Genomic DNA, 25,165 nt, shown 5'->3' on the forward strand with positions numbered 1-25,165 from the left:
ACTTTTTTATGTACCAGGTTGTTGCGTCTGATTTAGACGGCACGCTGCTTTCCCCCGATCATTTCCTGACCCCGTATGCCAAAGAGACGCTGAAGCTGCTGACCGCTCGTGGGATCAATTTCGTCTTCGCCACTGGCCGTCACTACATCGACGTCGGGCAGATCCGCGATAATCTCGGCATCCGGTCGTACATGATCACCTCTAACGGCGCCCGCGTTCACGATAGCGATGGCCAGCAAATCTTCGCCCATAACCTCGACCGCGATATTGCCGCCGACCTGTTTGAGATCGTGCGTAACGACCCGAAAATCGTCACTAACGTCTATCGGGAAGACGAGTGGTATATGAACCGCCATCGTCCGGAAGAGATGCGCTTCTTCAAGGAGGCGGTGTTTAACTACAAGCTTTATGAGCCGGGCGAACTGGATCCGCAGGGGATCAGCAAAGTGTTCTTTACCTGCGAGGATCACGAGCATCTTCTGCCGCTTGAACAGGCGATGAACGCCCGCTGGGGAGATCGCGTGAACGTCAGCTTCTCCACCTTAACCTGCCTGGAAGTCATGGCGGGTGGGGTATCGAAGGGACATGCGCTGGAGGCGGTGGCGAAAATGCTTGGCTACAGTCTTTCCGATTGCATCGCCTTCGGCGACGGTATGAACGACGCTGAGATGCTGTCGATGGCCGGCAAGGGTTGCATCATGGCCAACGCCCATCAACGGCTGAAGGATCTGCATCCGGAACTGGAAGTGATCGGCAGCAACGCCGACGATGCGGTCCCGCACTACCTACGTAAGCTATACCTCGACTGAAAAAGATTGACGACTGACTAATTAGTGTCCAGTCGTCAACCTAACTCTTCGCTACAATGCCTGTTCTTTATCCAACGAGACGATCATTGTGGCGCTGTTAATTATCACCACTATCCTGTGGGCCTTTTCTTTTAGCCTGATTGGCGAATACCTGGCCGGTAGCGTCGATAGCTATTTTTCGGTGCTGATGCGTGTGGGCCTGGCGGCGCTGGTGTTTCTGCCTTTCCTGCGCACACGCGGTCAGTCTCCGCGCACGATCGTGCTCTATATGCTGGTGGGCGCGATGCAGCTTGGCATCATGTATCTGCTGGCTTTCCGCGCCTATCTCTATCTGACGGTCTCGGAATTTCTGCTGTTTACCGTATTTACCCCGCTGTATATCACGCTGATCTACGACCTGCTCAGCGGACGTAAGCTGCGCTGGGGCTATCTGCTGAGCGCCGCGCTGGCGGTGTTGGGGGCGGCGATTATCCGCTATGACAAAGTCAGCGATCACTTCTGGACCGGGCTGTTACTGGTACAGCTGTCAAATCTTTGCTTCGCCATCGGTATGGTGGGGTATAAGCGTCTGATGGAGGTGCGTCCGATGCCGCAGCACAATGCCTTTGCCTGGTTCTATGTCGGGGCCTTTATCGTGGCGGTGGCGGCGTGGTTTATGCTGGGCAACGCCCAGAAGCTGCCGACCACCACGCTGCAGTGGAGCGTGCTGGTGTGGCTCGGCGTGGTGGCTTCAGGGCTGGGCTACTTTATGTGGAACTATGGCGCCACGCAGGTGGATGCCGGCACGTTGGGGATCATGAATAACGTCCATGTCCCCGCCGGGCTACTGGTCAACCTTGCCATCTGGCAGGAGCAGCCGCACTGGCCGAGCTTTATTAGCGGAGCGTTGGTGATCCTGGCCTCGCTGTGGGTACATCGCCGCTGGGTCGCTCCGCACTCCGGACAAACGGCAGATGATCGCAGGCGTGATTCCGCGCAGAGCGAATAAACGCTTCAGTGACCGGTTGACGCTGTTCGCCATCGCGGACGGCCGCGTACAACCGGCTCCATAATCCCTCACCCAGGGTTTTGGTGACCACCAGACCCTGGCGTTCAAAGCTTTCCACCACCCAGTGCGGCAGCGCAGCGATGCCCATCCTGGCGGCCACCATCTGGATCAATAACAGCGTGTTATCGACGCTTTTCAGCTGGGGACTGATGCCGGCCGGCTGCAGGAAATGGCGCCAGATATCGAGGCGCCCGCGCTGCACGGGATAAATCAGCAGCGTTTCCGCGGCCAGGTCCTCTGGCGTAATCAGGGTCTTCATGGCTAATGGGTGCTCGGGCGCCAGCACCAGACGCACCTCATAATCAAACATCGGCGAGTAGTGCAGACCGCTGCGCGGCAGGATATCGGAGGTCATCACCAGATCCAGTTCGCCCTGCTGCAGCGCAGGCTGCGGGTCAAAGGTCACTCCGGAATGGAAGTCGACCTCCACGTGCGGCCAGCGGGCGCGGAAATTCTCCAGCGCCGGCGTCAGCCACTGAATACAGCTGTGACATTCGATAGCCAGGCGCAGCCGGGTCTGCTGCGGTTCGTTACAGTCCTGCAGGGCGCGAGCGATCTGCGGCAGCACCTGATTGGCCAACTGCAGCAGAATTTCCCCTTGCGGCGTGAAGCGTAGTGGCTGGCTTTTACGCACAAACAAACGGAAGCCAAGGCGCTGTTCCAGATCGCTGAACTGGTGAGACAAGGCGGACTGGGTTTGGTGCAGGGCCGCTGCCGCGCCCGCCAGTGAACCGCTGTTCCGCAACGCTTGCAGCGTTTTCAGGTGTTTAATTTCGATCATGAAAGTCCTTCACTTCGCCATGAGCAATTTGCGCTTGAGGAATATACAGTAACTGCCAATTATGGATGTGTAAACATCTGGATGGCTAAAATCCTTCGTCTTTTGAATTTATGGTGCGTTGGCTGCGTTCGCTCACCCCAGTCACTTACTTCAGTAAGCTCCTGGGGATGAGCAAACTTGCCGCCTTCCCTAAATACAAAATCCTTTGGATTAATAATTAATTAGAGGAAGAACACATGACAATTATTAACCACACCCTCGGTTTTCCTCGCGTTGGCCTGCGTCGCGAGCTGAAGAAAGCGCAAGAGAGCTACTGGGCGGGCAATAGCTCACGTGAAGAACTTCTGGCGGTGGGGCGCGAGCTGCGCGCCCGGCACTGGGAGCAGCAGAAACAGGCGGGGGTTGACCTGCTGCCGGTGGGGGATTTCGCCTGGTACGACCATGTTCTGACTACCAGCCTGCTGCTGGGCAACGTGCCGGCTCGTCATCAGAACAAAGACGGATCCATCGATATCGATACCCTGTTCCGCATTGGCCGCGGCCGTGCGCCGACTGGCGAACCGGCCGCCGCTGCGGAAATGACCAAATGGTTTAACACCAACTATCACTACATGGTGCCGGAGTTCGTGAAGGGCCAGCAGTTCAAACTGACCTGGACCCAACTGCTGGATGAAGTAGACGAAGCGCTGGCGCTGGGCCACAAGATCAAGCCCGTGCTGCTGGGGCCGGTAACGTACCTGTGGCTGGGCAAAGTGAAAGGTGAACCGTTTGACCGTCTGAGCCTGCTGATTGACATCCTGCCGGTTTACCAGCAGGTGCTGGCCGAACTGGCGAAGCGTGGCATCGAGTGGGTGCAGATTGATGAACCGGCGCTGGTGCTGGAGCTGCCGCCAACGTGGCGGGAGGCCTTTAAACCGGCTTATGACGCCCTGCAGGGCCAGGTGAAACTGCTGCTGACCACCTATTTTGAAGGCATTAGCGACAATCTCGCGACCATTGCTGCGCTACCGGTCCAGGGGCTGCACGTCGATCTGGTGCACGGCAAAGATGATGTTGCTGAACTGCATAACCGCCTGCCGGCCGACTGGCTGCTGTCCGCGGGTCTGATCAATGGGCGCAACGTCTGGCGCGCCGATCTCACCGAAAAGTATGCGCAAATTAAAGACCTCGTCGGTAAACGCGACCTCTGGGTCGCGTCATCCTGCTCTCTGCTGCATAGCCCGATCGATCTGAGCGTGGAGACGCGCCTTGATGCGGAAGTGAAGAGCTGGTTTGCTTTCGCGCTGCAGAAATGCGGCGAGCTGGCGCTGCTGCGCGATGCGCTGAACAGCGGCGATACGGCGGCGATTACCGAGTGGAGCGCGCCAATCCAGGCCCGTCGCCATTCGACCCGTGTACACAACGCGGAAGTAGAAAAACGGCTGGCGGCGATCACCGCTCAGGACAGCCAGCGCGCCAGCCCTTATGAAGTTCGCGCTCAGGCACAGCGTCAACGCTTTAACCTGCCGGCATGGCCGACCACCACCATCGGGTCATTCCCGCAGACGACCGAGATCCGCGGCCTGCGCCTGGACTTCAAAAAGGGCAACCTGGATGCCAGTCATTATCGTACCGGGATTGCGGAACATATTAAGCAGGCGATCGTCGAGCAGGAGCGGTTAGGTTTAGACGTACTGGTGCACGGGGAAGCCGAGCGTAACGATATGGTGGAGTATTTCGGCGAACACCTGGACGGTTTCATCTTCACGCAAAACGGCTGGGTACAGAGCTATGGTTCCCGTTGCGTGAAGCCGCCGGTGGTGATCGGCGACGTCAGCCGTCCGCAGGCGATCACCGTCGACTGGGCGAAGTACGCGCAGTCGCTGACCGACAAGCCAGTGAAAGGGATGCTCACTGGACCGGTGACCATTCTGTGCTGGTCCTTCCCACGGGAAGATGTCAGCCGTGAAACCATCGCGAAACAGATTGCGCTGGCCCTGCGTGATGAAGTGGCGGATCTGGAGGCGGCGGGGATCGGCATCATCCAGATTGATGAGCCGGCGTTGCGCGAAGGGTTACCGCTGAAGCGCAGCGACTGGGATGCCTATCTGCAGTGGGGTGTGGAAGCCTTCCGCCTTAATGCTGCGGTCGCCAAAGACGACACTCAGATCCACACCCACATGTGCTATTGCGAGTTCAACGACATCATGGACTCCATTGCCGCGCTGGATGCCGACGTGATCACTATTGAAACTTCGCGTTCCGATATGGAACTGCTGGAGTCGTTCGAAGCGTTTGAGTACCCCAATGAAATCGGGCCGGGGGTATATGATATTCACTCGCCGAACGTGCCGAGCGTGGAGTGGATTGAAGCGTTGCTGGCAAAAGCCGCGCAGCGTATCCCGGCGGAGCGGCTGTGGGTTAACCCGGACTGCGGTCTGAAAACCCGTGGCTGGCCGGAAACCCGCGCCGCGCTGGCGAATATGGTGCAAGCGGCGCAGAATCTGCGCGAATCCGCCTGATAGTCAGGCGAAAAATAATAAGGAGGCATTTGCCTCCTTTTTTTGCATCGGGTTATTGCCCTTTTTTACCGCCATACTGAGCAAACCACGCGAGCATCCGCTGCCAGCCGTCTTTGGCTGACTCTTCGTGATAGCTGGCGCGATAGTCGGCGTTAAAGGCATGATCGGCTTCGGGATAGACCACGATTTCCGCTGTGGCATTCGCCGCCCGCAGCGCCTGACGCATGGTCTCGATGGTGTCCTGCGGAATACTGGCGTCTTTAGCGCCATACAGACCAAGCACCGGGGCGTTGAGATCAACGGCGATATCCACCGGATGCTTCGGTGAATTCAGCGATTTTTCTCCCACCAGCTTGCCGTACCAGGCCACGCCTGCCTTCAGCTGCGGGTTATGCGCGGCATACAGCCAGGTAATGCGTCCGCCCCAGCAGAAGCCGGTGATTAGCAGACGATGGGCATCGCCGCCGTGGCGCGCCGCCCAGCTGGCGACATGGTCGAGATCCGCCAGCACCTGCGCGTCCGGCACCTTGGTAACCAGCTCTTTGAACAGGGTCGGGATATCGTGGTACTCATTCGGATCGCCCTGACGGAAGTACAATTCAGGCGCAATAGCCAGATAGCCTTCCTGCGCCAGGCGGCGACAAAGATCGCGAATATGTTCATGCACGCCGAAAATTTCCTGTACCACGATAACGATCGGCAGCGGACCGTCGGCATTTTTCGGGCGGGCGTGGTAGGCCGGCATGTTTTCACCCTGGGAGGGAATAGACGTCTCTCCGGCGATAATATGCTCTTCCGGCGTATGAACGGCGGTGGCGGCGTGTGGTGAAGCAGCAGGTGCGAATCCAGGTTGTTTGGTGGTGGTCATGGTATTCTCCGTACCCTTATTTATTAGCGCATCAGTAACTATAGACCCTTTGCCTTTAGTGCGGGCGGTAATAAAGCACAGTGCCTGAAAGCGGCTATCTTTTGTTCTGTGACGATGAATATAACTTGTTAATGTGATGTGTATCACTATTTACTGAAAAACAACTGCAATCATTATTGGTCTTGGTGACTATCATCACAAAAAGATGCCAGGGGCTTCGGTACAGTACCGTTTTGCTTCTGCTGATAATTCGACCCACAGAGGAGTTTTTTATGTCCAAGTCTGATGTTTTTCATCTCGGCCTCACCAAGAACGATTTACAAGGGGCTACGCTGGCTATCGTCCCTGGCGATCCGGAGCGTGTGGAAAAGATCGCCGCGCTGATGGATAAGCCGGTTAAGCTGGCATCCCACCGCGAATTTACCTCCTGGCGCGCGGAGCTGGACGGCAAACCGGTGATCGTCTGCTCTACCGGCATCGGCGGCCCGTCGACTTCTATCGCCGTGGAAGAGCTGGCGCAGCTGGGCGTGCGTACCTTCCTGCGCATCGGCACCACCGGCGCGATTCAACCGCACATTAACGTTGGCGATGTGCTGGTCACGACCGCTTCCGTTCGCCTGGACGGCGCCAGCCTGCACTTTGCGCCGATGGAATTCCCGGCCGTCGCAGACTTCGCCTGCACCACCGCGCTGGTGGAAGCGGCGAAATCTATTGGTGCCACCACCCATATCGGCGTGACCGCCTCTTCGGATACCTTCTACCCGGGTCAGGAGCGTTACGACACCTTCTCCGGCCGCGTGGTGAGCCGCTTCAAGGGCTCAATGGAAGAGTGGCAGGCAATGGGCGTGATGAACTATGAAATGGAATCCGCCACGCTGCTGACCATGTGCGCCAGCCAGGGCCTGCGTGCCGGGATGGTTGCTGGGGTTATCGTTAACCGTACCCAGCAAGAGATCCCTAACGCCGAAACCATGAAGCAAACCGAAAGCCACGCGGTCAAAATCGTCGTGGAAGCGGCGCGCCGTCTGCTGTAATTCAACCCCTTCTCTGTCAGGCCGGGTCCTCCGGCCTTTCTTTTTTGCGTTGCTCCTCGCAGGAAATCCCTTTTAAACTGGACGTTTGTACAGCACAATTCTATTTTGTGCCATTAGGTTATCGCAGGGGGCGTCGTGGATCTCTCAATCATTATCAGCGCGATTATCGCACTGGCTGCCGGGTTAATTGTCGGCTGGCTGGCAACCAAAGCGCGCGCGGACCAAATCCGGGCCGATCTCATTGAGGAGCGGCGAGAGCTGGATATTGAGCTGAGCGCCGCCCGCCAGCAGCTGGTGCAGGAGTCCCACTGGCGGGAGGAGTGCGAGCTGCTGAACAATGAGCTGCGCAGCCTGCGGGATATCAATACCTCGCTGGAGGCCGATCTGCGTGAAGTCACCACCCGGCTCGAATCCACCCAACTGCATGCGGAAGATAAGATCCGTCAGATGGTTAACAGCGAGCAGCGCCTGAGCGAGCAGTTTGAAAACCTCGCCAACCGCATTTTCGAACACAGCAACCGGCGCGTCGATGAGCAAAATCGCCAGAGCCTGCATGGCCTGCTGACCCCGCTGCGCGAACAGCTCGACGGGTTCCGTCGCCAGGTGCAGGAGAGCTTTGGCCAGGAGGCGCGGGAAAGGCACACCCTGGCGCATGAGATCCGCAATCTGCAGCAGCTGAACGCGCAGATGGCGCAGGAGGCGCTGAACCTGACCAAAGCGCTGAAGGGTGATAACAAAACCCAGGGCAACTGGGGGGAAGTAGTTTTAACCCGCGTGCTGGAGGCCTCCGGCCTGCGCGAAGGTTATGAGTACCAGACTCAGGTTAGCATCGAGACCGACAACCGCTCGCGGATGCAGCCGGACGTTATCGTGCGCCTGCCGCAGGGCAAAGACGTCGTTATCGATGCCAAAATGACCCTGGTCGCCTATGAGCGCTATTTTAACGCCGAAGACGACTACACCCGCGAAGCCGCGCTGCAGGAACACCTTGCCTCGGTGCGAAACCATATTCGCCTGCTGGGGCGCAAGGATTATCAACAGCTGCCGGGCCTGCGATCTCTTGACTACGTGCTGATGTTTATTCCCGTCGAGCCGGCGTTCCTGGTGGCCATCGACCGTCAGCCCGAGCTCATCAGCGAGGCGTTGCAAAATAATATCATGCTGGTCAGCCCGACGACGCTGCTGGTAGCCCTGCGCACTATCGCCAATCTGTGGCGCTATGAGCATCAGAGCCGCAACGCGCAGAAGATCGCCGAGCGGGCGGGGCGCCTTTACGACAAAATGCGCCTGTTTGTGGATGATATGTCCGCCATTGGCCAGAGTCTGGATAAGGCGCAAGAGAACTATCGCCAGGCGATGAAAAAGCTCGCTTCCGGGCGCGGGAATCTGCTGGCCCAGGCGGAGGCCTTTCGCGGCCTGGGGGTGGAGGTGAAGCGCGGGATAAATCCTGATTTAGTCGAACAAGCCACTGCCCAGGACGATGAATATCGTCTCGAAGAGGAGGATAACCTCCCGGAAAATGACGCGTTTTCACCCGACTCTGCCGAGGCGTTGCATAATCGGGAGGCGGCTCCGCCACGCTGAAACGTATGGGAAATGCGCTGAATCTGATACACTCAGTGAACATTTTCTTGAAAAGCAAGCAGGCATAGAGATGGTTGAGGATTCACAAGAAACGACGCACTTTGGCTTTCAGACGGTCGCTAAAGAGCAGAAACAGGACATGGTGGCGCATGTATTCCATTCTGTCGCGGCAAAGTATGATGTGATGAACGACTTGATGTCGTTCGGTATCCATCGTTTGTGGAAGCGTTTCACCATCGACTGCAGCGGCGTACGTCGCGGGCAGACCGTGCTGGATCTGGCGGGGGGGACCGGCGATTTGACGGCCAAGTTCTCCCGTCTGGTAGGGGAAACCGGTCGCGTCATGCTTGCTGATATCAATGATTCCATGCTCAAAATGGGCCGCGAAAAGCTGCGCAATATCGGCATCGTGGGTAACGTTGAGTATGTTCAGGCCAACGCGGAAGCCCTGCCGTTTGCTGATAATACCTTTGACTGCATCACCATCTCTTTCGGTCTGCGTAACGTGACCGATAAAGAAAAAGCGCTGCGTTCGATGTACCGCGTGCTGAAGCCGGGCGGACGTCTGCTGGTGCTGGAGTTTTCTAAACCGATTATCGAACCGCTCAGCAAAGCCTACGACGCTTACTCCTTCCATATCCTGCCGAAGGTGGGGGAACTGGTGGCAAAAGACGGCGACAGCTATCGCTATCTGGCAGAATCTATCCGTATGCACCCGGATCAGGAAACCCTGAAAGGGATGATGCAGGATGCCGGTTTTGAAAGTGTCGACTATCACAACCTGACGGCGGGTATCGTTGCCTTGCATCGCGGTTACAAGTTCTGACAGGAGGGACGCTATGCCTTTCACACCTCTGGTGACCGCTGGCATTGAAACGGCGCTGAATACTTTTCTCTGGCGCGACAAGGCGCTAAAACCCGCCCGTCAGCGCCTGCTGGGTAAGGTATTGCGAGTTCAACTGCAGGACTTTTCCACCCCGATCGTACTGGCGTTCAGCGAACGCCAGATAGATGTCCTGAGTGCCTGGGAGGGTGAGGCCGACTGCACTGTGATTACCCGGCTCAGCGTGCTGCCCAAACTGCGTAATCGTCAGCAGCTCACGGCGCTTATTCGTAGCGGCGATCTGGAAGTGCAGGGCGATCTGCAGGTGGTGCAGAACATGGTCTCCCTGTGCGATCTGGCGGAGTTCGATCCCGCTGAACTGCTGGCGCCTTATACCGGCGATATCGTGGCCGAAGGTGTCGGCAAAGCCCTCCGCGGCGGCGCTCAGTTTCTACTGAAGGGTGCGCAGCGCCAGCAGCGCTATGTCGCGGAAGCGATCACTGAAGAGTGGCGACTGGCGCCTGGGCCGCTGGAGCTGGCATGGTTTGCGGAAGAAACGACGGCTATTGAACGCGCGCTGGCCGCACTGGAAAAACGGCTGGAAACGCTGGAGGGCAAATGACGCCAGGAGAATTACGGCGCCTGTATTTCATCATCCACACCTTTTTGAGCTACGGGCTCGATGAGCTCATCCCCAAAATTCGTCTCACGCTGCCGCTGCGTATCTGGCGGCGGATGCTGTTCTGGATGCCAAATCGTCATCAAGACCAACCTCTTGGCACCCGTCTCCGCCTGGCGCTTCAGGAGCTGGGGCCGGTGTGGATCAAATTTGGCCAGATGCTTTCCACGCGGCGGGATCTCTTCCCGCCGCAAATCGCCGATCAGCTGGCGCTGTTGCAGGACCGCGTGGCGCCCTTTGAAGGAAAGCTCGCGCAGCAGCAGATAGAGAAAGCGATGGGTGGCCTGCCGGTGGAAGCCTGGTTTGATGATTTCTCCGTAGAGCCGTTAGCCTCGGCGTCCATCGCCCAGGTGCATACCGCGCGTCTGAAAGAGAATGGCAAAGAGGTGGTTATCAAGGTTATCCGCCCGGATATTTTGCCGATCATTAAAGCGGACATGAAGCTCATCTACCGCCTGGCGCGCTGGGTGCCTCGTCTGCTGCCTGACGGCCGTCGTCTGCGCCCGCAGGAGGTGGTCCGCGAGTATGAAAAAACGCTGCTGGACGAGCTGAACCTGTTGCGGGAATCCGCCAACGCCATTCAGCTACGGCGTAATTTCGAAGACAGCCCGATGCTGTATGTGCCGGAGGTTTACCCCGACTACTGCAGCGAAAGCATGATGGTGATGGAGCGCATCTACGGTATCCCGGTGTCCGACGTGGAGGCGCTGGAGGCCCAGGGGACCAATATGCAGCTGCTGGCGGAGCGGGGCGTGCAGGTCTTCTTTACCCAGGTGTTCCGCGACAGCTTTTTCCATGCCGATATGCACCCTGGCAATATTTTCGTTAGCTACGAGCACCCGGAAGATCCGCAGTATATCGGCATCGACTGCGGTATTGTCGGCTCGCTGAACAAAGAAGATAAGCGCTATCTGGCGGAAAACTTTATCGCCTTCTTTAACCGCGATTATCGTAAGGTGGCTGAGCTGCACGTCGATTCCGGTTGGGTACCGCCCGACACGAATGTCGAAGAGTTTGAGTTCGCGATCCGCACGGTCTGCGAGCCGATCTTTGAGAAGCCGCTGGCGGAGATCTCGTTCGGCCACGTGCTGCTTAACCTGTTCAACACTGCGCGGCGCTTCAATATGGAAGTCCAGCCGCAGCTCGTTTTGCTGCAGAAGACATTACTTTACGTAGAAGGGGTAGGCCGGCAGCTCTATCCTCAGTTAGACTTGTGGAAAACGGCGAAGCCTTTCCTCGAGTCGTGGATCAAAGATCAGGTCGGCATTCCGGCGCTGGTGCGCGCGTTTAAAGACAAAGCGCCGTTCTGGATCGAAAGAATGCCCGAAATACCTGAGCTGGTGTATCAGAGCCTGCAGCAGAGCAAACAGCTGCAGACCAGCGTCGATACCATCGTGCGGGATATGCATGTGCGTCATGTCCGCCAGGGGCAGTCCCGTTATCTGTTTGGTATAGGCGCGGTTTTATTGCTCAGTGGTACGCTGCTCTTTATCCATCGCCCTGAGTGGGGAATGATGCCCGGCTGGCTGATGGCCGGCGGTATCGTCACCTGGCTGATTGGCTGGCGGAAAACCCACTGATCGGTTCGCCTCTTCATGACGCAGGCTAATTTGCGCAAAATCATGCCAGTCGCCTGACGAAGAGGCGGCTTGCAGGATGGCGTGTATAATGCGTCCACACAAATCATCATCTGTCATAGGGGAACGTGTATGGGTGGTATCAGTATTTGGCAGTTATTAATTGTTGTCGTCATCGTAGTTCTGCTTTTTGGGACGAAGAAGCTGAGCTCACTGGGGTCAGACTTAGGGGCATCGATCAAAGGCTTTAAAAAAGCCATGAGTGATGATGATAAACCCGAAAAGTCGGCGCCAGACGCAGATTTCACGGCGAAAACCATCGCCGATAAACAGGATGATGCAAAAAAAGACGAGACAAAACGCCACGACAAAGAGCAGGTGTAACTCGTGTTCGATATTGGTTTTAGTGAACTACTGCTGGTGTTTGTGATTGGCCTCATTGTTCTGGGGCCACAGCGGCTCCCCGTAGCGGTTAAAACGGTAGTTGGCTGGATCCGTACGCTACGGTCGCTGGCGACCACGGTACAAAATGAGCTGGCCCAGGAGCTAAAACTGCAGGAGTTCCAGGAGAGCCTCAAAAAGGTGGAAAAGGCCAGCCTGAACAACCTGACGCCGGAGCTGAAAGCCTCCATGGATGAACTGCGCGAGGCCGCAGAGTCGATGAAGCGTTCCTATAGCGCCCACGATCCTGAAAAGGCCAGCGACGAAGCCAATACCATCCATAATCCGGTGGTGAAAGGCAGCGAAGCGCAACGGCAGGACGTCACGCCGGCGACGGCAGAGCATCAGGCCAGCGCTCCGGCTCATGCGCCGGAGGCGGTTGTCGATGAGCAACCCGCTTCACCGGCTGACATTCCGGCAGAGAAAACCCCCGCGACTGCGGCAGCTCCGCATTCTTCCCCCGCATCGAGTGATAAACCGTAAACATGGGCGTAGACGATACTCAACCGTTAATTTCGCATCTGATTGAGCTGCGCAAGCGTCTGCTCAACAGCATCATTGCTATCCTGGTGATCTTCCTGGCGCTGGTCTATTTCGCCAATGATATCTATCAGCTGGTCTCGGCCCCGCTTATCAGCAAGATGCCGGTGGGCGCGACGATGATCGCCACTGATGTCGCTTCACCTTTCTTTACGCCGATAAAGCTGACCTTCATGGTATCGGTGATCCTGTCAGTGCCGATTATTCTTTACCAAGTATGGGCCTTCGTCGCGCCGGCGCTGTATAAGCACGAGCGCCGGCTGGTGGTGCCCTTACTGGTATCCAGTACGCTGCTGTTCTATATCGGCATGGCTTTCGCTTATTTTGTCGTGTTTCCGCTGGCGTTCGGCTTCCTGACCCATGCTGCCCCGGAGGGGGTGCTGGTCTCGACCGATATCCGCAGCTATCTCGACTTCGTGATGGCGCTGTTTATGGCGTTCGGGGTCTCTTTTGAGGTACCGGTCGCCATTGTGCTGCTCTGCTGGATGGGCGTTACCACGCCGGAAGAACTGCGCAAAAAACGGCCGTATGTGCTGGTGGGCGCCTTCGTGGTGGGCATGTTGCTGACGCCGCCGGACGTATTCTCGCAGACGCTGCTGGCCATTCCGATGTACTGTCTGTTTGAAGTCGGGGTGTTCTTCGCCCGCTTCTACACCGGGAAGCGCCAGACGCGTGATGACGACGCCGCGGCCGAAGCTGAAGCCGCACAGCACAGAGAAGAGTAATACCGCCAACCGCCCGTCAGGGCGGTTGTCATATGGGAGCGATCATGTTTGATATCGGCGTTAATCTGACCAGTTCGCAGTTTTCCCGCGACCGTGATGAGGTGGTGGCGCGCGCGCGATCAGCGGGGGTTCACGGCATGCTGCTGACCGGCACAAATTTGCCTGAGAGCCAGCAGGCGCAGAAACTGGCGAGCCATTATTCCGGCTGCTGGTCCACGGCGGGGGTTCATCCCCATGACGGCAGCAGCTGGACGCCAGCGGTCGCCGAGGCGATTTATACCCTCGCCCGCGAGCCGCAGGTGGTGGCGATAGGTGAGTGCGGTCTGGATTTCAACCGTAATTTCTCCACGCCGCAGGAGCAGGAGGCAGCGTTCAGCGCTCAGCTGGCGCTGGCCGCTGAGCTGTCGATGCCGGTATTTTTACACTGCCGCGACGCCCACGACCGGTTTCTGGCGCTGCTTAAACCCTGGCTTGAGAAGATCCCGGGCGCGGTGCTGCACTGCTTTACCGGCAGCCGCAGCGAGGTGCAGGAATGTCTGGATCTGGGCCTGTTTATCGGTATTACCGGTTGGGTATGCGATGAGCGGCGGGGACTGGAGCTGCGCGAGCTGCTGCCGGCGATCCCGGAAGATCGTCTGCTGCTTGAGACCGATGCGCCTTATCTGTTGCCGCGCGACCTCAAGCCGAAACCGGCCTCGCGGCGTAACGAGCCCGCGTATTTGCCGCATATCCTGGCAAGCGTCGCGACCTGGCGGGGCGAAGAGGCGCAATGGCTGGAGGCGCAAACGGACGCAAACGTCAGGACGCTGTTTGGCATCGACGTTAACGACGTTTAGATTTTCTGGAAGTCGGTATTTTTAACGCTCTGCAGGACTTGCTTATTCAGCAGGTTTAACAGCAACATAGAACGTGCTTCACCGTCCGGCTCGGTAAAGATAGCCTGTAAGCCTTCGAACGCGCCGTCGGTGATCAGCACGCTATCGCCCTCATGCGGCGTCTCCGGGTCGGTGATGCCTTCTGGTTTGTAGATAGAGAGCTGATGAATCACCGCCGAGGGAACGACAGCGGGCAGGGCGCCAAAGCGCACGAAGTTGTTAACCCCGCGGGTGGCGCTGATGGTGGTGGTATGAATCACCTCTGGATCGAACTCAATAAACAGGTAGTTCGGGAACAGCGGTTCGCTGACCATGGTGCGTTTACCGCGAATGATTTTTTCCAGCGCAATCGTCGGCATCAGGCAGTTAACTGACTGACGTTCAAGATGTTCCTGGGCTCGTTGTAGCTGCCCACGTTTGCAATACAGTAAGTACCAGGCTTGCATAATGACTCATTCCACTTCTAATAACGGCAAGCATAACAAATGGCTGGTGTAATCGCGAAAGCCATTATAATTGAAATCCAAATTTCAGCGTTCTTTCACGCTAATTTAACAAAATTACAGCATCGCGCCGCCGAACACCGTATAATTAGCCGCCTGTAGAGAGGTCTATAACACTTTCATGAAATACCACGATCTTCGCGACTTTCTGACACTCCTGGAACAACAGGGCGAACTAAAACGTATCACTCTGCCGGTCGATCCTCACCTGGAAATCACCGAAATTGCCGACCGGACCCTTCGCGCCGGTGGCCCGGCGCTGCTGTTTGAAAATCCGAAAGGCTATACCATGCCGGTGCTGTGCAACCTGTTCGGTACGCCGCGTCGCGTGGCCTTGGGGATGGGGCAGGAAGAGGTCAGTTCGCTGCGCGAGGTGGGTAAGCTGTTAGCTTTTCTGAAAGAGCCGGAACCGCCAAAAGGCTTCCGCGATCTGTTTGATAAGCTGCCGCAGTTCAAGCAAGTGCTGAATATGCCGACCAAACGCCTGCGCGGCGCGCCCTGCCAGCAAAAAATCATCCAGGGCGATGACGTCGACCTGAATAAAATCCCGATTATGACCTGCTGGCCGGAAGATGCCGCGCCGCTGATTACCTGGGGGCTGACGGTGACCCGCGGCCCGCACAAGGAGCGGCAAAATCTGGGTATTTATCGCCAGCAGCTGATCGGCAAAAATAAACTCATCATGCGTTGGTTGTCCCACCGCGGCGGCGCGCTGGATTTCCAGGAGTGGTGCGCGGCGCATCCCGGCGAGCGCTTCCCGGTTTCCGTAGCGCTTGGCGCCGATCCGGCGACCATTCTTGGCGCGGTGACGCCGGTGCCCGATACGCTGTCGGAATATGCTTTCGCAGGCTTGCTGCGCGGCACCAAGACCGAAGTGGTGAAGTGCGTTTCCAATGACCTTGAAGTGCCAGCCAGCGCGGAAATTGTGCTCGAAGGTTACATTGAGGCCGGTGAGATGGCGCCGGAAGGCCCGTATGGCGATCATACTGGCTACTACAATGAAGTGGATAGCTTCCCGGTGTTTACGGTAACCCACATTACCCAGCGCGAAGACGCGATTTATCATTCGACCTATACCGGTCGTCCGCCGGATGAACCTGCGGTGCTGGGCGTGGCGCTGAACGAAGTCTTTGTGCCCATTCTGCAAAAGCAGTTCCCGGAAATCGTCGACTTCTATCTGCCGCCGGAAGGGTGTTCCTACCGCCTGGCGGTGGTGACGATGAAAAAACAGTATGCGGGTCATGCCAAGCGCGTGATGATGGGCGTCTGGTCGTTCCTGCGCCAGTTCATGTATACCAAATTCGTGATCGTTTGCGATGACGATGTCAACGCACGCGACTGGAACGATGTGATTTGGGCGATCACTACCCGTATGGACCCGGCTCGTGATACGGTACTGGTAGAAAATACGCCAATAGATTATCTGGATTTTGCCTCGCCGGTTTCCGGCCTGGGTTCAAAAATGGGGCTGGATGCCACGAATAAATGGCCTGGCGAAACCCAGCGTGAATGGGGTCGTCCAATCAAAAAAGATCCTCAGGTGACGGCGCGCATCGACGCCATCTGGGATGAACTGGCCATCTTTAAATAACAGTAAGCGGGGCTAACGCCGCTGTTTTGCTCTATAGACCCGACAGAGGGGACGCATGACAACCTTAAGCTGTAAAGTGACCTCAGTGGAGGCGATTACCGATACCGTGTATCGCGTTCGATTAGTACCGGAAGCGGCATTCTCTTTCCGCGCTGGCCAGTATCTGATGGTGGTAATGGACGAGCGCGACAAGCGTCCGTTCTCTATGGCTTCCACGCCGTCGGAACACGCGTTTATCGAGCTGCATATTGGTGCTTCTGAACTCAATCTGTATGCGATGGCGGTCATGGATCGCATTCTGAAAGAGCGTGAAATTGAGGTTGATATTCCGCATGGCGAAGCGTGGCTGCGCGATGACGAAGATCGTCCGCTGATTCTGATCGCCGGCGGCACCGGTTTCTCTTATGTGCGTTCTATTCTGTTAACCGCGCTGGCGCGTAACCCGGATCGCGATATCGCCATTTATTGGGGCGGCCGCGAGGCTAAGCATCTGTACGATCTGGCCGAGCTGGAAGCGTTGAGCATCAAGCATCCGAATCTGCGCATCGAGCCGGTGGTCGAGCAACCGGAAGAAGGGTGGCGTGGTCGCTCCGGTACGGTACTCACCGCCGTGCTGCAGGATTACGGTACGCTGGCCGAGCATGATATTTACATTGCCGGTCGTTTTGAGATGGCCAAGATTGCCCGCGACCTGTTCTGCAACGAACGCGGCGCGCGCGAAGATCGCCTGTTTGGCGATGCGTTTGCCTTTATCTGAAAAGAAAAAACCCGCCCCTGACAGGCGGGAAGAACGGCAACTAAACCTGCTCTCTTCGCCATTGCTGCCTGCTTCTGGTCGCAATGGCGTTGAGATAACCCTTCGATTAAATCCGCTCAAACACAGTGGCAATACCCTGACCTAAACCGATACACATGGTCGCCAGACCGAACTGAGCGTCTTTGCGTTCCATCTGATTGATCAACGTGGTGCTAATGCGCGCCCCGGAGCAGCCCAGCGGATGTCCGAGCGCGATCGCGCCGCCGTTGAGGTTGATCTTCTCGTCAATCTGCTCCATTAACCCCAGATCTTTAATACACGGTAGGATCTGCGCGGCAAACGCTTCATTCATTTCAAAGACGTCAATATCGCTGGTGGATAAGCCCGCTTTTTTCAGCGCCAGCTTTGAGGCCGGAACCGGGCCATAACCCATAATGGACGGGTCGCAGCCGACCACCGCCATCGAACGGACGCGGGCGCGTGGCTTCAGCCCCAGCTCGCGGGCGCGGCTTTCGCTCATCAGCAGCATCGCCGCCGCGCCGTCGGAAAGGGCGGAAGAGGTGCCTGCCGTTACCGTGCCGGTCACCGGATCAAATGCCGGTCTCAGCGCCGCCAGCGCTTCGACGGTGGTTTCCGGGCGGATCACTTCGTCATAATTAAAAGACTTCAGTACGCCATCGGCATCGTGGCCGCCGGTGGGAATAATCTCCGCTTTGAAGGCGCCTGATTGCGTCGCCGCCCAGGCGCGAGCGTGAGAGCGTGCGGCGAACTGATCCTGCATTTCGCGGCTAATGCCGTGCAGACGCGCCAGCATTTCCGCGGTCAGCCCCATCATGCCGGCGGCTTTCGCCACATTACGGCTGAGGCCCGGATGGAAATAGACACCGTGGCTCATTGGCACATGGCCCATGTGTTCAACGCCGCCAATCAGGCAGACGCTGGCATCGCCGGTCATGATCATACGGGCCGCATCGTGCAGCGCCTGCATGGAGGAACCGCAAAGACGGTTAACCGTCGTCGCCGGTACCGAGTGCGGGATTTCTGCCAGCAGCGCGGCGTTACGCGCAATGTTGAAACCCTGCTCCAGCGTTTGTTGCACGCAGCCCCAGTAAATATCGTCAATCGCGCTCGCCTCAAGCGACGGGTTACGCGAAAGCAGGCTACGCATCAGGTGCGCGGAGAGATCTTCCGCACGCACGTTGCGAAAGGCGCCGCCCTTTGAACGGCCCATCGGGGTGCGAATTGCATCGACAATGACAACCTGTTCCATTGTGACTCCTTAAGCCGTTTTCAGAGCGCCAACCGGACGGGCTGGCTCTACCTGGGGATAATACGCTTCGTTATGGCGCGCTTTGTCACGCAGACCGGCCGGCACTTCATACAGCGGGCCAAGGTGCTGGTATTGCTGTGCCATATCGAGATACTTCGCGCTGCCAATGGTGTCCAGCCAGCGGAATGCGCCGCCGTGGAACGGAGGGAAGCCCAGGCCGTATACCAGCGCCATATCCGCTTCCGCCGGGCTGGCGATAATGCCTTCTTCCAGGCAGCGGACGACTTCGTTAACCATCGGGATCATCATGCGAGCGATAATCTCTTCATCGCTGAAATCGCGCTTCGGCTGGCTGACGTCGGCCAGCAGGCTGTCGACTGCGGCATCTTCTTCTTTCTTCGGCTTGCCTTTACTGTCTTCTTTATAACGCCAGAAGCCGAGGCCGTTCTTCTGGCCGAAACGGCTGGCGTCAAACAGGGCGTCGATAGCATCGCGATAATCTTTCTGCATCCGCTGCGGGAAGCCCGCCGCCATGACGGCCTGGGCATGGTGGGCGGTATCGATGCCGACCACGTCCAGCAGATAAGCCGGGCCCATCGGCCAGCCAAACTGTTTTTCCATCACTTTGTCGACTTTGCGGAAATCCGCCCCGTCACGCAGCAGCTGGCTAAAGCCGGCGAAGTAGGGGAACAGCACGCGGTTGACGAAGAAGCCGGGACAATCATTCACCACGATTGGCGTCTTGCCCATTTTGCTGGCCCAGGCCACAACTGTGGCGATGGTCTTATCCGAGGTTTTTTCGCCGCGGATCACTTCAACCAGCGGCATGCGATGCACTGGGTTAAAGAAGTGCATACCGCAGAAGTTTTCCGGGCGCTGCAGCACGCTGGCCAGCTCGCTGATAGGAATCGTTGAGGTGTTAGACGCCAGCACGGTATCCGGGCGCACTTTTGCCTCGGTTTCGGCCAGCACCGCTTTCTTCACTTTCGGGTTTTCCACCACCGCTTCAACAACCACGTCCACGCGATCAAAACCGCTGTATTCCAGGGTTGGCTGAATGGTGCTGATCACTCCGGCCAGCTTCAGACCGTCGATTTTTCCGCGTTCCAGTTGCTTGTTCAGCAGCTTCGCCGCTTCGGTCATGCCAAGGGTCAGCGATTTGTCGCTAATGTCTTTCATCACCACCGGCACGCCTTTCCAGGCCGACTGATATGCGATACCGCCGCCCATAATGCCAGCGCCCAGGACAGCAGCATGCTTCGGCGTCTCGACATCTTTGGTCAACTTTTTCGCTTTCGCTTTGACGTACTGGTCGTTCAGGAAGATACCAACCAGCGCGCGGGCCTCATTGGTATGGGCCAGCGGGACAAAGCTTTTATTTTCCAGCACCAGGGCTTCTTCACGACCAAGACGCGCGGCGGCTTCAATGGTTTTCACCGCGGTGATCGGCGCCGGGTAATGTTTCCCGGCAGTTTGCGCGACCATGCCTTTGGCAATCGTGAAGCTCATGGTAGCTTCAATTTTGCTGAGCTTCAGCGGCTCCAGTTTTGGCTGACGTTTAGCTTTCCAGTCCAGGTCGCCATTAATGGCCTGACGCAGGATCGCCAGTGCGCCATCGCGCAGTTTTTCCGCTGCGACCACGCCATCCACCAGGCCGATTTTCAGCGCTTGATCGGCGCCGACGTCTTTTCCGGCGGCAATAATTTCCAGCGCGCTATCGGCGCCGAGCAGGCGCGGCAGACGCACGGAACCGCCGAAGCCCGGCATAATGCCGAGCTTGGTTTCCGGCAGACCAATACGTAGATCCGGCGTCGCCAGGCGGTAATCGGTCGCCAGGACGCATTCACAACCGCCGCCCAGCGCGTAACCATTGACGGCCGAGATAGTCGGGACGGGAAGATCTTCCAGACGATTGAAAACGCTGTTAGCAAAATGCAGCCACTGGCTTAACTGCTCCTCAGGGACCAGGAACAGCGAGAGAAATTCGGTGATATCCGCGCCGACGATGAACGCAGCTTTTTCAGAGCGCAGCATCAGGCCTTTGAGATCGTTTTGTTTTTCCAGTACGTCCAGCGCGTGACCGAGGCTGGCTACGGTTGCGGTATCAAGCTTGTTGACCGAACCTGGGGCATCGAACACCAGTTCGGCGATGCCATCTTCCAGCCAGTCGAGGTACAGGGTGTCGCCTTTGTAGAGCATGTCAGTCTCCTGAATCCAGCAATATGATCTGGTCATACCAGATGAAACGGAGTGTGGAATTTATGTTAAAGAATTGCAAATTACTCTTTAAATAATTGCTGGTCGGATCACATCCGGCGGAAATCACCCGCACGCAGGGTGATGTGCTAAGATGCGGAGTATCACGATCCCATAAAAGCAAAGGATGAAAGATGGAATCCCTGTCCGCGCTCTATAAAAATCATATTGTTACCCTACAAGAACGTACCCGTGACGTGCTGACCCGTTTTCAAATGGATGCGTTGCTGATTCACTCCGGTGAATTGGTTAACGTCTTCCTTGACGACCATCCGTATCCGTTCAAGGTCAACCCTCAGTTCAAAGCCTGGGTGCCAGTGACCCAGGTGCCTAACTGCTGGCTGCTGGTGGATGGCGTCAACAAACCGAAGCTGTGGTTCTATCTGCCGGTCGATTACTGGCACAACGTCGAGCCGCTGCCGACCTCATTCTGGACCGAAGAGGTTGACGTTATTGCTCTGCCGAAGGCCGATGGCATCGGCAGCCAGCTGCCTGCCGCTCGCGGTAATATCGGCTATATTGGGCCGGTACCGGAGCGCGCGCTGGGGCTGGGTATCGCTGCGGATAAGATCAACCCGAAAGGGGTTATCGATTACCTGCACTACTATCGGGCTTACAAAACGGATTACGAACTGGCCTGCATGCGTGAAGCGCAGAAATCGGCGGTCAATGGCCATCGTGCGGCCTATGAAGCGTTCCAGTCCGGAATGAGCGAATTCGATATCAACCAGGCCTATCTCACCGCCACCGGCCATCGTGATACCGACGTGCCTTACAGCAACATCGTGGCGCTGAATGAGCATGCTTCCGTCCTGCACTACACCAAACTGGATCATCGCGCCCCGGCGGAGATGCGCAGCTTCCTGCTCGACGCCGGTGCAGAATATAACGGCTATGCCGCAGATCTGACGCGAACCTGGGCGGCACACGGCGACAACGACTTTGCCCATCTGATAAAAGACGTTAATGACGAGCAGCTGGCGCTGATTAGCACCATGAAGGCCGGGACCCGTTATGTTGATTACCATATCCAGTTCCATCAGCGCATCGCAAAGCTGCTGCGTAAACATCAGTTAGTCTCCGATATGAGCGAAGAGGCGATGGTGGAGAATGACCTGACCGGGCCGTTTATGCCGCACGGGATTGGCCATCCGCTGGGTCTGCAGGTACATGATGTTGCTGGCTTTATGCAGGATGACACCGGTACGCATCTGGCGGCGCCGTCGAAATATCCGTATCTGCGCTGCACCCGTATTATCGAGCCGCGCATGGTGCTGACCATTGAACCCGGCATCTACTTCATCGAGTCGTTACTGGCGCCGTGGCGTGAAGGCCCGTTCAGCAAGCACTTCAACTGGCAGAAAATAGACGCCATGAAACCGTTTGGCGGGATCCGTATCGAAGATAACGTGGTGGTCCACGAAAACAGCATTGAAAATATGACGCGCGATCTGAAGCTGGCGTAATGGAAAGTTGGTTAATCCCGGCGGCGCCGGTTACCGTCGTTGAGGAGATTAAAAAAAGCCGTTTTATCACGTTGTTGGCGCATACCGACGGCGTGGCGGCGGCTAAAGCCTTTGTCGAGTCCGTCAGAGCGGATCACCCTGATGCCCGTCACCACTGCGTGGCGTGGGTCGCCGGGCCGCCTGATGATTCGCAACAGCTGGGATTTTCTGACGATGGCGAACCGGCGGGGACGGCGGGCAAACCGATGCTGGCACAGTTGATGGGGTGCGGTGTGGGTGAGATAACCGCTGTCGTCGTGCGTTACTACGGTGGTATCCTGCTGGGCACCGGCGGCCTGGTCAAAGCCTATGGCGGCGGTGTTCATCAGGCGCTGGCGCAGTTGACAACGCAGCGCAAGACGCCGCTAACGGCATATACTTTGCAATGTGAGTATGGGCAACTGGCTGGCGTCGAATCGCTGCTTGCCCAATTCTCCGGGAGCGTAGTCGAAAGCGAATATCTGGCGTCGGTTCGGCTTCGCGTGGCACTTCCCCGGGCCGAAGTGGCGGCTTTTTCAGCAAAACTGGCTGATTTTAGTCGCGGTTCATTGCAATTACTGAAGATTGACGAATAATCCCCTCTGTTTTTTTGCCTATCAAAGGAAGCGCCAGAGATGCATTTTCGCGCCATAACCCGAATCGTTGGACTGTTGGTCATCTTATTTTCGGGGACGATGATCGTTCCGGGATTAGTGGCCCTGATATATCGCGATGGCGCGGGGCGGGCCTTCACTCAAACCTTTTTTGTTGCGCTGGCGATTGGCTCCATGCTGTGGTGGCCGAATCGTAAGCAAAAAGGCGAACTGAAATCCCGCGAAGGGTTTCTGATCGTGGTGCTGTTCTGGACCGTGCTGGGGAGCGTGGGGGCCTTGCCCTTTATTTTCGCCGAGCAGCCGAACCTGACGGTGACGGATGCCTTCTTCGAGTCATTTTCCGGCCTGACGACGACCGGGGCGACCACGCTGGTGGGGCTGGACTCGTTACCTCATGCAATTCTCTTTTACCGGCAGATGCTGCAATGGTTCGGTGGTATGGGGATCATTGTGCTGGCGGTGGCGATTCTGCCTATCCTCGGCGTTGGGGGGATGCAGCTTTACCGTGCGGAAATGCCCGGCCCCTTGAAAGACAACAAGATGCGCCCGCGTATCGCCGAGACGGCGAAGACGCTGTGGCTTATCTATGTGTTATTGACGATAGCCTGCGCATTGGCGCTCTGGTTTGCCGGTATGCCGGCCTTCGATGCGATTGGTCATAGCTTTTCCACCATCGCTATCGGTGGTTTCTCGACTCATGATGCCAGCGTCGGCTATTTCAATAGCCCGATGATTAACTCCATCATCGCGATCTTTTTGCTGATCTCCGGCTGTAACTACGGTCTGCATTTTTCATTATTGAGCGGACGCAGCCTGAAGGTGTACTGGCGCGACCCAGAATTTCGGATGTTCATTGGCGTCCAGTTGACGCTGGTCATCATCTGTACGCTGGTGCTATGGCTTCATAACGTGTACGGATCGGTGCTGACGACGCTGAATCAGGCATTTTTCCAGGTGGTGTCGATGGCGACCACCGCGGGGTTCACCACCGATAGCATTGCGCGCTGGCCGCTGTTCCTGCCGGTGCTACTGCTCTGCTCCGCATTTATCGGCGGCTGCGCCGGGTCCACGGGCGGTGGCTTAAAGGTGATCCGTATCCTGTTGCTGTTCAAGCAGGGCAACCGTGAGCTTAAGCGTCTGGTACACCCGAATGCGGTGTATAGCATCAAGTTAGGTAACCGCGCGCTGCCGGAACGTATTCTTGAAGCCGTGTGGGGATTCTTCTCCGCCTATGCGCTGGTCTTTATCATTAGTATGCTGGCGATTATTGCCACCGGGGTGGATGACTTCTCTGCCTTCGCCTCCGTAGTGGCGACGTTGAACAACCTCGGGCCTGGGCTTGGCGTTGTCGCGGACAACTTTGCCACCATGAACCCGGTCGCGAAATGGATCCTGATTGCTAATATGCTGTTTGGTCGTCTGGAAGTGTTCACCTTACTGGTGCTCTTTACTCCCACTTTCTGGCGCGAATAACAGGAGTGCTCGTGAAAACTTTAATACTCTTCTCCACCCGCGACGGGCAGACCCGTGAAATCGCTTCGTTTCTGGCCTCCGAGCTAAAAGAGCTGGGCATCGATGCGGATACCTTGAACCTGAATCGTACCGATGTCGTCGAATGGCATCACTACGATCGGGTGGTCATTGGCGCGTCGATTCGCTACGGGCACTTTCATCCGGCGGTGGACCGCTTTGTGAAAAAGCATCTGGCATCATTGCAGGCGCTGCCGGGAGCATTCTTCTCGGTCAACCTGGTAGCCCGTAAACCCGAGAAGCGTACGCCGCAGACCAACAGCTATACGCGTAAGTTTCTGTTGAACTCGCCGTGGCAGCCGCAGAGCTGCGCGGTGTTTGCCGGCGCGCTGCGCTACCCGCGCTACCGCTGGTACGATCGGTTTATGATCCGCCTGATTATGAAAATGACTGGAGGCGAAACGGATATCCGGAAAGAGGTGGTTTATACCGACTGGCAACAGGTATCCCGGTTTGCTCGGGAAATCGCTCAAATGGCGAGCAAATAGCGCGTAAAACTCGCGTTGTGGTGGAAAATCGAGCGAACGAAAAGTTTTTTTGAATTTCCCCTTGTCACCTCAGAATTACTCCCTATAATGCGCCTCCACTGACACGGAACAACGGCAAGCAAGCCGCCGGGTCAGCGGGGTTTCGGCGGTGAAGTTCAACGCTGAAAACCGACAGAGAAAAGCAAAATAAGCGCTTGACTCTGCATGAGGAAAACGTATTATACGGGACCTCGCAACGGTGAGCTGAAAGCCGCGTTGCAACTGCTCTTTAACAATTTATCAGACAATCTGTGTGGGCACTCAAAGTGACATGGATTCTTAACGTCCTCGGACGAAAAATGAATACCAAGTCTCTGAGTGAACATACGTAATTCATTACGAAGTTTA

Annotated in this window: 23 protein-coding genes; 18 read left to right on the plus strand and 5 right to left on the minus strand. The window is 56.9% G+C overall.

The genetic code is table 11. The annotated features are described in order from the left end of the window. Window positions 1–8 precede the first annotated feature (8 nt). Window positions 9–809: a sugar/pyridoxal phosphate phosphatase YigL gene (gene yigL / locus CWM58_RS26255; protein WP_017899394.1), complete on the plus strand. Its 801-nt coding sequence runs from the start codon at window positions 9–11 to the stop codon at window positions 807–809. Between the two features lie 88 nt (window positions 810–897). Next, on the plus strand, window positions 898–1,797 hold the full coding sequence (locus CWM58_RS26260) for a carboxylate/amino acid/amine transporter (protein ID WP_100682141.1): 900 nt from the start codon (window positions 898–900) through the stop codon (window positions 1,795–1,797). Here CWM58_RS26260 and metR read toward each other — a convergent pair. Next, window positions 1,685–2,638 (minus strand): HTH-type transcriptional regulator MetR, encoded by a 954-nt coding sequence (metR, locus tag CWM58_RS26265; protein ID WP_071839141.1) that lies wholly within the window; start codon window positions 2,636–2,638, stop codon window positions 1,685–1,687. The two genes, CWM58_RS26260 and metR, sit on opposite strands and share 113 nt — an antisense overlap. Window positions 2,639–2,874: 236 nt before the next feature. Here metR and metE point away from each other — a divergent pair, with 236 nt between their 5' ends. Beyond that, a complete protein-coding gene (gene metE, locus CWM58_RS26270; protein WP_100682142.1) occupies window positions 2,875–5,139 on the plus strand; it encodes a 5-methyltetrahydropteroyltriglutamate--homocysteine S-methyltransferase in 2,265 nt (754 codons plus the stop codon). A 52-nt stretch (window positions 5,140–5,191) separates the two neighbouring features. Here metE and CWM58_RS26275 read toward each other — a convergent pair whose 3' ends face one another. Beyond that, window positions 5,192–6,007, minus strand: coding sequence for a dienelactone hydrolase family protein (locus CWM58_RS26275; RefSeq protein ID WP_100682143.1), 816 nt, complete (start codon window positions 6,005–6,007; stop codon window positions 5,192–5,194). 272 nt (window positions 6,008–6,279) lie between these two features. Here CWM58_RS26275 and udp point away from each other — a divergent pair, with 272 nt between their 5' ends. The 9 genes from udp (at window position 6,280) to tatD (ending at window position 14,246) form a co-directional block, all read left to right on the plus strand. Next, window positions 6,280–7,041 (plus strand): uridine phosphorylase, encoded by a 762-nt coding sequence (udp, locus tag CWM58_RS26280; RefSeq protein WP_002883419.1) that lies wholly within the window; start codon window positions 6,280–6,282, stop codon window positions 7,039–7,041. A gap of 135 nt (window positions 7,042–7,176) precedes the next feature. Beyond that, window positions 7,177–8,625, plus strand: coding sequence for a DNA recombination protein RmuC (rmuC, locus tag CWM58_RS26285; protein WP_061156176.1), 1,449 nt, complete (start codon window positions 7,177–7,179; stop codon window positions 8,623–8,625). A gap of 70 nt (window positions 8,626–8,695) precedes the next feature. After that, on the plus strand, window positions 8,696–9,451 hold the full coding sequence (gene ubiE / locus CWM58_RS26290; RefSeq protein ID WP_008807935.1) for a bifunctional demethylmenaquinone methyltransferase/2-methoxy-6-polyprenyl-1,4-benzoquinol methylase UbiE: 756 nt from the start codon (window positions 8,696–8,698) through the stop codon (window positions 9,449–9,451). A gap of 13 nt (window positions 9,452–9,464) precedes the next feature. Next, complete coding sequence (ubiJ, locus tag CWM58_RS26295) at window positions 9,465–10,070, plus strand: ubiquinone biosynthesis protein UbiJ (RefSeq protein WP_061156175.1); 606 nt, start codon at window positions 9,465–9,467, stop codon at window positions 10,068–10,070. Beyond that, entirely contained in the window at window positions 10,067–11,707 is a 1,641-nt protein-coding gene (gene ubiB, locus CWM58_RS26300; protein WP_061156174.1) for a ubiquinone biosynthesis regulatory protein kinase UbiB, read from the plus strand. The genes ubiJ and ubiB overlap by 4 nt, the downstream gene beginning before the upstream one ends. A 129-nt stretch (window positions 11,708–11,836) precedes the next feature. Then, window positions 11,837–12,088 carry a Sec-independent protein translocase subunit TatA gene (tatA, locus tag CWM58_RS26305; protein WP_002883425.1) on the plus strand — a complete coding sequence of 84 codons (252 nt, stop codon included), beginning with the start codon at window positions 11,837–11,839 and terminating at the stop codon, window positions 12,086–12,088. Between the two features lie 3 nt (window positions 12,089–12,091). Continuing rightward, on the plus strand, window positions 12,092–12,628 hold the full coding sequence (gene tatB, locus CWM58_RS26310) for a Sec-independent protein translocase protein TatB (RefSeq protein ID WP_100682144.1): 537 nt from the start codon (window positions 12,092–12,094) through the stop codon (window positions 12,626–12,628). Window positions 12,629–12,630: 2 nt separating this feature from the next. Next, complete coding sequence (tatC, locus tag CWM58_RS26315; protein WP_100682145.1) at window positions 12,631–13,410, plus strand: Sec-independent protein translocase subunit TatC; 780 nt, start codon at window positions 12,631–12,633, stop codon at window positions 13,408–13,410. A gap of 32 nt (window positions 13,411–13,442) precedes the next feature. After that, entirely contained in the window at window positions 13,443–14,246 is an 804-nt protein-coding gene (tatD, locus tag CWM58_RS26320; RefSeq protein WP_165785853.1) for a 3'-5' ssDNA/RNA exonuclease TatD, read from the plus strand. On the opposite strand, the gene rfaH is transcribed toward tatD, so the two are convergent. Next, window positions 14,243–14,731 (minus strand): transcription/translation regulatory transformer protein RfaH, encoded by a 489-nt coding sequence (rfaH, locus tag CWM58_RS26325; protein WP_008807930.1) that lies wholly within the window; start codon window positions 14,729–14,731, stop codon window positions 14,243–14,245. The two genes, tatD and rfaH, sit on opposite strands and share 4 nt — an antisense overlap. Window positions 14,732–14,909: 178 nt before the next feature. On the opposite strand from rfaH, the gene ubiD reads away from it, so the two are divergent. Continuing rightward, the gene (gene ubiD / locus CWM58_RS26330; protein WP_074387399.1) at window positions 14,910–16,379 is read left to right on the plus strand and encodes a 4-hydroxy-3-polyprenylbenzoate decarboxylase; all 1,470 of its coding nucleotides are present in this window, start codon (window positions 14,910–14,912) and stop codon (window positions 16,377–16,379) included. Between the two features lie 55 nt (window positions 16,380–16,434). Beyond that, window positions 16,435–17,136, plus strand: a complete 702-nt coding sequence (gene fre, locus CWM58_RS26335; protein ID WP_061156168.1) for an NAD(P)H-flavin reductase — start codon at window positions 16,435–16,437, stop codon at window positions 17,134–17,136. 106 nt (window positions 17,137–17,242) lie between these two features. Here fre and fadA read toward each other — a convergent pair whose 3' ends face one another. Next, on the minus strand, window positions 17,243–18,406 hold the full coding sequence (gene fadA / locus CWM58_RS26340; RefSeq protein WP_100682147.1) for an acetyl-CoA C-acyltransferase FadA: 1,164 nt from the start codon (window positions 18,404–18,406) through the stop codon (window positions 17,243–17,245). A gap of 9 nt (window positions 18,407–18,415) precedes the next feature. After that, window positions 18,416–20,605, minus strand: a complete 2,190-nt coding sequence (gene fadB / locus CWM58_RS26345; protein WP_100682148.1) for a fatty acid oxidation complex subunit alpha FadB — start codon at window positions 20,603–20,605, stop codon at window positions 18,416–18,418. A gap of 191 nt (window positions 20,606–20,796) precedes the next feature. On the opposite strand from fadB, the gene pepQ reads away from it, so the two are divergent. From pepQ to hemG, 4 genes are read left to right on the plus strand one after another with little or no spacing between them, the layout of a single operon-like run. Further along, a complete protein-coding gene (gene pepQ / locus CWM58_RS26355; protein ID WP_016160083.1) occupies window positions 20,797–22,128 on the plus strand; it encodes a Xaa-Pro dipeptidase in 1,332 nt (443 codons plus the stop codon). After that, window positions 22,128–22,742, plus strand: coding sequence for an IMPACT family protein (locus CWM58_RS26360; protein ID WP_061156165.1), 615 nt, complete (start codon window positions 22,128–22,130; stop codon window positions 22,740–22,742). Before pepQ ends, CWM58_RS26360 begins: the two co-directional genes overlap by 1 nt. Before the next feature lie 39 nt (window positions 22,743–22,781). Beyond that, the gene (gene trkH / locus CWM58_RS26365; protein ID WP_061156164.1) at window positions 22,782–24,233 is read left to right on the plus strand and encodes a Trk system potassium transporter TrkH; all 1,452 of its coding nucleotides are present in this window, start codon (window positions 22,782–22,784) and stop codon (window positions 24,231–24,233) included. Window positions 24,234–24,244: 11 nt separating this feature from the next. Beyond that, window positions 24,245–24,778 carry a menaquinone-dependent protoporphyrinogen IX dehydrogenase gene (hemG, locus tag CWM58_RS26370; protein ID WP_061156163.1) on the plus strand — a complete coding sequence of 178 codons (534 nt, stop codon included), beginning with the start codon at window positions 24,245–24,247 and terminating at the stop codon, window positions 24,776–24,778. Window positions 24,779–25,165: the final 387 nt, after the last annotated feature.

Origin of the sequence: Klebsiella sp. H-Nf2 (assembly GCF_002806645.1) — a bacterium.
Taxonomy (GTDB): Bacteria; Pseudomonadota; Gammaproteobacteria; order Enterobacterales; family Enterobacteriaceae; genus Klebsiella; species Klebsiella variicola.